At 71.7% G+C, this 544-nt stretch carries 1 protein-coding gene; it reads right to left on the bottom strand.

The window, feature by feature from the left end; all coding sequences use genetic code 11:
- Positions 1–544: substrate-binding domain-containing protein (locus IR135_RS11485; protein WP_167753415.1), on the bottom strand; the 544-nt coding region annotated here is incomplete at both ends.

Raw genomic sequence — 544 nt, 5'->3', positions numbered from 1 at the left:
GGATCAGCTCGGCGTCGATTTCGGTGAGCCGCACCACCGGCCGACCCTGCATCCGGGCGATGAGATGATCGCCGGCGGCGTGGCCGATCTCGGCGGAATGGATCCGGATCGTGGTCAGCGCCGGATCGAGGAAGGGTGCGAAGTCGGAATCGTTGTGGCCGATCACCGAGAGGTCGCCGGGCACGTCGAGCCCCCGGGCGCGGGCCTCGATCATGGCGCCGAAGGCGATCTGGTCGGTGCCGCAGATGATCGCGGTGGGCGGCGGGCCCCCGGCCAGCATCTGGCGGAAGCCATCGCGGCCGCCGCCGATGCCGTAGGAGATCTCGATGTCGTGCTCGGGGGCGAGCGTCAGGCCGCGCGCCGCCAGCGCCTGGGCGATGCCTGTGACGCGGGCGCCCCCGCGGTCGTTGTCCTTGCGCAGGCCGGAGATCACCCCGATCCGGCGATGGCCCAGATCGATCAGGTAGTTCGCCGCCCGGGCCGCGGAGGCGGCGTTGTCGAAGCCGACGCAGGGGCGCTCCCGTGACAGGCTGAAGGTCTGCAC

The organism is Jeotgalicoccus nanhaiensis (assembly GCF_015235105.1).
In the GTDB taxonomy this organism is placed as follows: domain Bacteria; phylum Bacillota; class Bacilli; order Staphylococcales; family Salinicoccaceae; genus Jeotgalicoccus; species Jeotgalicoccus nanhaiensis.
This window is presented reverse-complemented; position numbering and strand designations above follow the sequence as displayed.